General features: G+C 55.8%; 6 protein-coding genes and 1 other RNA gene. 2 read left to right on the top strand and 5 right to left on the bottom strand.

What is annotated here, in order from left to right; translation table 11 throughout:
* Nucleotides 1-6 precede the first annotated feature (6 nt).
* Together mraZ and rnpB are read right to left on the bottom strand one after the other, a co-directional pair.
* A complete protein-coding gene (mraZ, locus tag ERD84_RS14780; RefSeq protein ID WP_130040453.1) occupies nucleotides 7-435 on the bottom strand; it encodes a division/cell wall cluster transcriptional repressor MraZ in 429 nt (142 codons plus the stop codon).
* 271 nt (nucleotides 436-706) lie between these two features.
* An RNA gene (gene rnpB, locus ERD84_RS14785) (RNase P RNA component class A) lies at nucleotides 707-1,115 on the bottom strand.
* A gap of 65 nt (nucleotides 1,116-1,180) precedes the next feature.
* Here rnpB and ERD84_RS14790 point away from each other — a divergent pair.
* A complete protein-coding gene (locus tag ERD84_RS14790) occupies nucleotides 1,181-2,980 on the top strand; it encodes an ATP-binding cassette domain-containing protein (protein WP_130040426.1) in 1,800 nt (599 codons plus the stop codon).
* A 5-nt stretch (nucleotides 2,981-2,985) separates the two neighbouring features.
* Here ERD84_RS14790 and pyrC read toward each other — a convergent pair whose 3' ends face one another.
* Together pyrC and ERD84_RS14800 are read right to left on the bottom strand one after the other, a co-directional pair.
* Nucleotides 2,986-4,050: a dihydroorotase gene (pyrC, locus tag ERD84_RS14795; protein WP_130040427.1), complete on the bottom strand. Its 1,065-nt coding sequence runs from the start codon at nucleotides 4,048-4,050 to the stop codon at nucleotides 2,986-2,988.
* A gap of 28 nt (nucleotides 4,051-4,078) precedes the next feature.
* Nucleotides 4,079-5,278, bottom strand: a complete 1,200-nt coding sequence (locus ERD84_RS14800) for a M20 aminoacylase family protein (protein ID WP_130040428.1) — start codon at nucleotides 5,276-5,278, stop codon at nucleotides 4,079-4,081.
* Between the two features lie 178 nt (nucleotides 5,279-5,456).
* On the opposite strand from ERD84_RS14800, the gene ERD84_RS14805 reads away from it, so the two are divergent.
* On the top strand, nucleotides 5,457-5,729 hold the full coding sequence (locus ERD84_RS14805; protein ID WP_013744750.1) for an SWIB/MDM2 domain-containing protein: 273 nt from the start codon (nucleotides 5,457-5,459) through the stop codon (nucleotides 5,727-5,729).
* A gap of 169 nt (nucleotides 5,730-5,898) precedes the next feature.
* Here the strand turns inward: ERD84_RS14805 and ERD84_RS14810 are convergent, their stop codons facing one another.
* Nucleotides 5,899-6,264: a DUF4870 family protein gene (locus ERD84_RS14810; protein WP_130040429.1), complete on the bottom strand. Its 366-nt coding sequence runs from the start codon at nucleotides 6,262-6,264 to the stop codon at nucleotides 5,899-5,901.
* Nucleotides 6,265-6,435 lie beyond the last annotated feature (171 nt).

The raw sequence follows: 6,435 nt of genomic DNA on the forward strand, positions 1-6,435 counted from the left end.
TCGGGGTCAGAATGAAAAGGTTTCCAGGACCTCAGGCATGCCTTTGGCCAGATCTTCGGCTTCGCGGCGCGCCCACTCGGCGCTATCCCACAACTCGAAATGACTACCCATTCCTAACAGCATGACGTCGCGTGTCAGGCCCGCTGCCGTACGCAGCTCGGGCGAGACCAGTATCCGGCCAGAGCCGTCCATGTCGACATCAAGTGCGTTACCCAGCAAAAGACGCTGCAATGGACGAGCCTGCATAGGGAAAGCCGCAATCTGCTCGCGCTTTTTCTCCCAAACCGAACGGGGATAAACCAGTAGACAACCATCAGGGTGGCGGGTCAGGGTAAGACGCCCTTCTACCTGCGAAACGAGTGCGTCACGATGCCGGGTCGGAATGGACATCCGACCCTTGGCATCTAGCGTGAGTGCACTGCAGCCCTGAAACACGATTTTTTCCCCACTTTTTTGCACAAAAACCTACTTTTCCCCACTCTAAGGGATAGCTTGCAAGAGGTCAAGCGCAAAGTTGCAATTTTTTCAATTACAACAAGCACTTAGCGCTGTTTTATTAAGGTTTGTAGAAAAAAATATGTAGATAAATCAAGAAATTGGCGAAGCAACTGCAAGTCCTTTATCAGAAGACAGACGCATGCCGGGAGAATTTGTTTGCATTTGTTGACAAGTAAGGCGAGGGGGCACGCCCTACAGGGCAGGAAAGAGGTGAGACAGGTCTGTAGGCCGGATTCTGTACGCCGGTAGAACCGGCGGGCAATCATTCCTCTGGGTGCCGCATTGCTGCGTCACTCTAGCCATCTACCCGCATGCTGGAGCGAGCCGCCCCTCGGGCCGAAGCCTGCACATGCCTATTTGATGTTGCTCCGGGTAGAGGTTGCCGCGTTTCACCCTGCCGCGCAGCAACCGGTAAACCGGCTGCTCAGCACGGAGATAGCCGTGCTGGTGCATGCAATGCATGCCCTCGCGGCAGACTCGTCTCTGTGGCCCTGTTCCTCGGCTCGGTCTTGTGCCACGCACAAGCCCTTGCCGGACGGCCGTTAGCCGCTACCCTGCCCTATGGAGTCCGGACCTTCCTCGATACTCGAAAGTACCGCGATTGCCCAACCTGCCTCACGCAGGCATTGTAACCTGCGACAATAGAGTCTTTCTTGATTCGCGCACACAGGTTTTTGTTTTTATGGCTGCCACCACGCTGATTACCCTGAGCAATGCCCAGCTTGCCTATGGGCACCACCCTCTTCTCGACCATACTGATTTTGCGATTCAACCGGGCGAGCGCATAGGACTGATTGGCCGCAACGGCGCAGGCAAGTCTTCCCTACTGAAAGTACTGGACGGCCGCACACTGCTGGATGACGGAGAGCTGATGCGCCTTGGCGGGCTGAAGGTCGCCACGGTAGAGCAGGAGCCTGACCTGGACAACAGCCTGAACATTTTCGAAACCCTGTGCCCAGACACCACCGAAAGCGAGGACTGGGCTCGTCCATCACGAGTTCAAGCCCTACTCGAAAAACTGGGGCTGGACCCGGACGCTCGCATCGCCGGACTGTCTGGCGGCAATCGCAAACGTGTAGCGCTGGCCAGGGCCCTGGCCGACGAGCCCGAGCTGCTGCTGCTCGATGAGCCCACCAACCATCTGGACTTCACCGGTATCGCCTGGCTGGAGAACTTACTGCTCAACACCTCTTGCAGCGTGGTTATCATCACCCACGACCGACGTTTTCTTGATGTCGTGGCAACGCGTATTGTCGAACTCGACCGCGGCCAGCTTTTCAGCTTTCCCGGCAACTTCACTCAATGGCAACAACGCAAAACAGAATGGCTGGAAGCCGAGAAACAGCAGAACGCCAAGTTCGACAAGGTGCTCGCGCAGGAAGAGGCCTGGATACGCCAGGGCATAGAAGCACGCCGCACCCGCAACGAGGGACGCGTGCGACGCCTGGAACAATTACGCCGGGAACGTCTCTCTAGACGAGAGCGGCAAGGCAATGTCAACCTGGCCGTTGCCGAGGGTCAACGCTCCGGCAAACTAGTGGCCGAGCTGGAACATGTCACACACCGTTATGGCGAAAACACCATTATCGATGATCTGTCGACCACGATTCTACGCAAAGACCGCATCGGACTGATAGGCCCCAATGGCGCCGGCAAGACCACACTGCTCAAAGTCATCCTGGGCAAGCTACAGCCCACCAGCGGCACGGTGCGCCTGGGTGTCAACCTTACCGTGGGCTATTTCGACCAGATGCGTAGCCAGCTGGATGAAAACGCCACGCTGGTCGATACCATCAATCCCGGCAGCGAGTGGGTTGAAATCGGTGATCAACGCAAGCATGTCATGAGCTACCTGGAAGACTTCCTGTTTTCGCCCGCCCGTGCCCACTCACCGGTGCAAAGCCTGTCAGGCGGGGAACGGGCGCGGCTGGTGCTGGCCCGCATGTTTGCCCGTCCCACCAATGTATTGGTACTGGACGAACCCACCAACGATCTCGACATAGAAACCCTGGAGCTGCTCGAAGAACTGCTCCAGAACTATCCGGGCACCGTTTTACTGGTCAGTCACGATCGGGAGTTTCTCAATAACGTCGTTACGCAGACGCTTGCCGCGGAAGGCGATGGCCACTGGCAGGAATACGTGGGCGGCTATGACGAATGGCTAGCCCAGCGTCCCATGCCACCCGAAGCCGCTGAAGAAAAAAGCAAAAAGAAAGAAACTGCTGCCGAACGCCCCAAACCCGCACGAAAGTCACGCATCTCGTCCTGGGAATTGACCGAACTGGAAGGTATTCCCAATGCTATTGCCGAGCTGGAATCCGAGCAATCGGCACTGACTGAACGGCTTGCGGACGGCAGCCTTTATCGTGATGCTCCGGATGAGGTCATCCAGATCAACGAGCAACTGCACGCCCTGGAAGATAAGCTCGACAAACTATTCGCACGCTGGGAAGCATTGGAAGAAAAAAAGAACGATAGCTGATCGGCTTAATTCGTCACAACCTTCCAGCCCAGTGATTCTCCTGCCGCCAGAGGCACTACGGTAGAGCCTGCCAACGGCAGCTCCTCAGGAATGACGTAGCTTGCGCGCTGCAAGACCAGTTTGTCTGGATTCACGGGCAAGCCATAAAATGCGGGGCCGTTCAGGCTTGCAAAGGCTTCCAGCTGGTCAAGCTTGTCAACAGAGTCAAAGGCAGAGGCATAAAGCTCCATCGCGTGCAAGGCGGTATAGCATCCGGCACAGCCACACGCATGCTCTTTAAGCCCTTTCGGGTGAGGTGCACTATCAGTGCCCAAAAAGAAACGCCTCGAACCGCTGGTGGCCGCATCCAGCAAGGCCTGCCTGTGTTTTTCGCGCTTGAGTACCGGCAGACAATACCAGTGAGGACGCACGCCTCCCTGAAACAGGGCATTGCGGTTGTACAGCAGATGATGCGCAGTGATGGTAGCGGCCACCGGGCCATCGGCCTGCTGTACATATTGAACGCCATCGTGCGTGGTCAAATGCTCGAAGACCACCTTGAGTTCGGGGAATGCCCGACGCAAGGGCTGCATGACGCGCTCTATGAATACTGCTTCGCGGTCGAACAAATCGACATCGGGATCAGTGACTTCTCCGTGCACCAGCAGCGGCATGCCGCTACGCTGCATCGCCTCTAGCGCGGTAGCACAGCGGCCAAGCAAATCAGTCACCCCGGCATCCGAATTGGTGGTTGCTCCTGCGGGATATAGCTTGATGCCATGCACCATGCCCGACTCGCTGGCGCGACGGACTTCATCAGCACTGGTGTTGTCGGTCAGGTACAAGGTCATGAGCGGTGTGAATCGGCCCGGCTCCACGCCGGCTCTGGCAAGCGCAGCAACAATACGCTCACGATAGGCCAACGCAAGCTCGGTCGTCGTCACAGGGGGCTTCAGGTTGGGCATGATGATGGCTCGGGCAAATTGTTGAGCCGTATGCGCCACGACAGAGTCCAGCACAGCACCATCGCGTAAGTGCAGATGCCAGTCGTCCGGGCGGGTGATAGTCAGGTTTTCAATTGCGTCGGTCATGGAAGAGTCGTGTAAGAAACAGTTGGTATCAGTTGTTGGTCGCTAAAGGCATGCTGCGCTCTACTAAACGGCAAAACATGGCGCTACCCACAGGGATGACCGCGTCGTTAAAGTCGAAAGCCGGACTATGCAGCACGCGTCCCGACTCGGCGCCACCCTGCCCAAGACGGAAGTAGGCACCTGGTCGTTCCTGCAGCATAAAGGAAAAGTCCTCTGAGCCCATGGAAGGCACCAGGTTAGGGACGACCTTATCGGCACCAAACAATTCCGTGGCAACATCCACTACAAAATCAGCATGCTCGGGAGTATTCACGGTAGCTGGAAACAAATGGTGGTATTTCAGTTCGATCTTTGCACCAAATGCCGATGCAATGCCCGTCGCCAGTTCCTGCATGCGTTTGATGACCTGCTCCTGCACAACAGGATTGAATGTGCGTACCGTGCCGCTCATGCGGGCAAGACCCGGAATGACGTTCATGGCCGGCAAGCTGCCAGCGTTGACGGCAGCCACGGTAATGACTGCTGCATCGGGCGCGGGCACATTCCGCGACACCACGGTCTGTAACGCCGTGATCAGTTGTGCGGCTATTACCACCGGATCGTTGGTCTGATACGGGTGGGCACCATGTCCGCCACGGCCTTCGATGAGAATCTCGAAATGATCGGCGGCCGCCATCATGGGACCCGGGTTCACCCCGATCATACCGGCGGGCAAGCCTGGCCAGTTATGCAGACCGTATATGGCGTCGCAATGAAAGCGATCGAACAGCCCGTCGTCGAGCATCGCCTGCGCCCCGCCGAGTCCTTCTTCGGCCGGCTGAAAAATCAATACCACCCGGCCGTCAAAGTTACGGGTTTCTGCAAGATAGCGCGCAGCCCCCAGCAATACCGCCGTATGGCCGTCATGGCCGCAGGCATGCATGACGCCGGCACAAGTAGAGGCATGCCCAACATCGTTCTGCTCGAGGATAGGCAGCGCATCCATGTCGGCTCGCAGGCCTATGCTTCGGCCACTCGTGTTCTGCCGGCCCTCGAGCACCCCTACCACCCCCGTCTTGCCGATATGCCTGTGTACCTCGTATCCGAGCGCCGTCAGGCTATTGGCCACCAGATTCGAAGTACGCTGCTCTTTGAAACCAAGTTCAGGATGGGCATGAATGTCGCGCCGCAAGGCAGTCAGCTCATCATGAAAGAGGCTGATGGCTTCAAACACATTCCTGGCATACATCGGATTGACGCTCCTGAGGGTAAAAAGCAGACTTGAGAGAGAATAAATCAGCACAGTATCATACGCTGAGCACATCTGCCCCATGAGACCACTTGCATAAATTGTTTGGCCTTTCGGGGAGTCTCACGGTATGCTGCAGTAGAATCGTACTTTTCAACCCAGTTAGGAGCCCTATTCTATGGCAACAACCGAGAAACCCGCCCGTAAGCCTAATGCGGCGTTCATGAAGCCACTTACCCCTAGTGCTACCTTAGCTGCCATCATCGGTCCCGAGGCAGTCCCACGCACCGAAGTCACCAAGAAAATCTGGGACTACATCAAAAAACACGACCTGCAAGACCCCAAGAATCGTCGCAACATTAATGCAGATGACAAACTGCGTCCTTTGTTCGGTAAAGAGCAGGTCTCGATGTTCGAGCTAACCAAGCTCGTCAGCGGACATCTTAAATAAGTCAAACCAGCCATCCTACAGGCGAGGCGTCAGCCTCCCTACAGTACCTACAAATGCGCGCCTGAAGCGCTCCAAGCTTAAGCCGCGCAGCTTGGCACAAATACTAAAAAAGCTGCCTCGGTGTCGAGGCAGCTTTTTTTTAGTGTAACAAGATCGCAGTCAAGCGGGATTAATACTCAGCAACTGGAGCCTGTCCTGAAAACAGCGCCAGCCAGCCCTTGATGAGCCGATACACAATCCAGACCAAAGCAATCAGGCCCGTAAGCCAGCCTATGAAAATAAACGTGGCCAGCCCACTGAGTACTATCCATAGCAAGCCCCACCAGAATGTCTTGATGACCCAATCGAAATGATTGGCGTAAACCGTGCCGGCGGCATCACCGCGTTTTAGGTATGCCAGGACAATGGCAGCTATTGTTGCCACGCCGAAAAAGCCGGCGCTAAGCAGTCCTATTGCAAACAGCCCATAGATAAGATGCGTAAGATTACGCATCGACAAGCCCTTGCCTTCTTCTGGCGGATATGCCTGGGTCATTCGATAAGCTCCAAAAAACAGCCGCAAAAAAACTGCGGTGAAATAAACAGAACGTCTATTTTACAAGAGGGAATTGTATTGTGTTTTTGGCGGGCAATAAAAAACCCCCACACGAGTAGTGCGGGGGTTTTTCTTTCAATAAGAGCCTGACGATGACCTACTTTCACAGAC

The sequence above is a fragment of the Pollutimonas harenae genome, from assembly GCF_004153685.1.
Taxonomy (GTDB): domain Bacteria; phylum Pseudomonadota; class Gammaproteobacteria; order Burkholderiales; family Burkholderiaceae_B; genus Pusillimonas_C; species Pusillimonas_C harenae.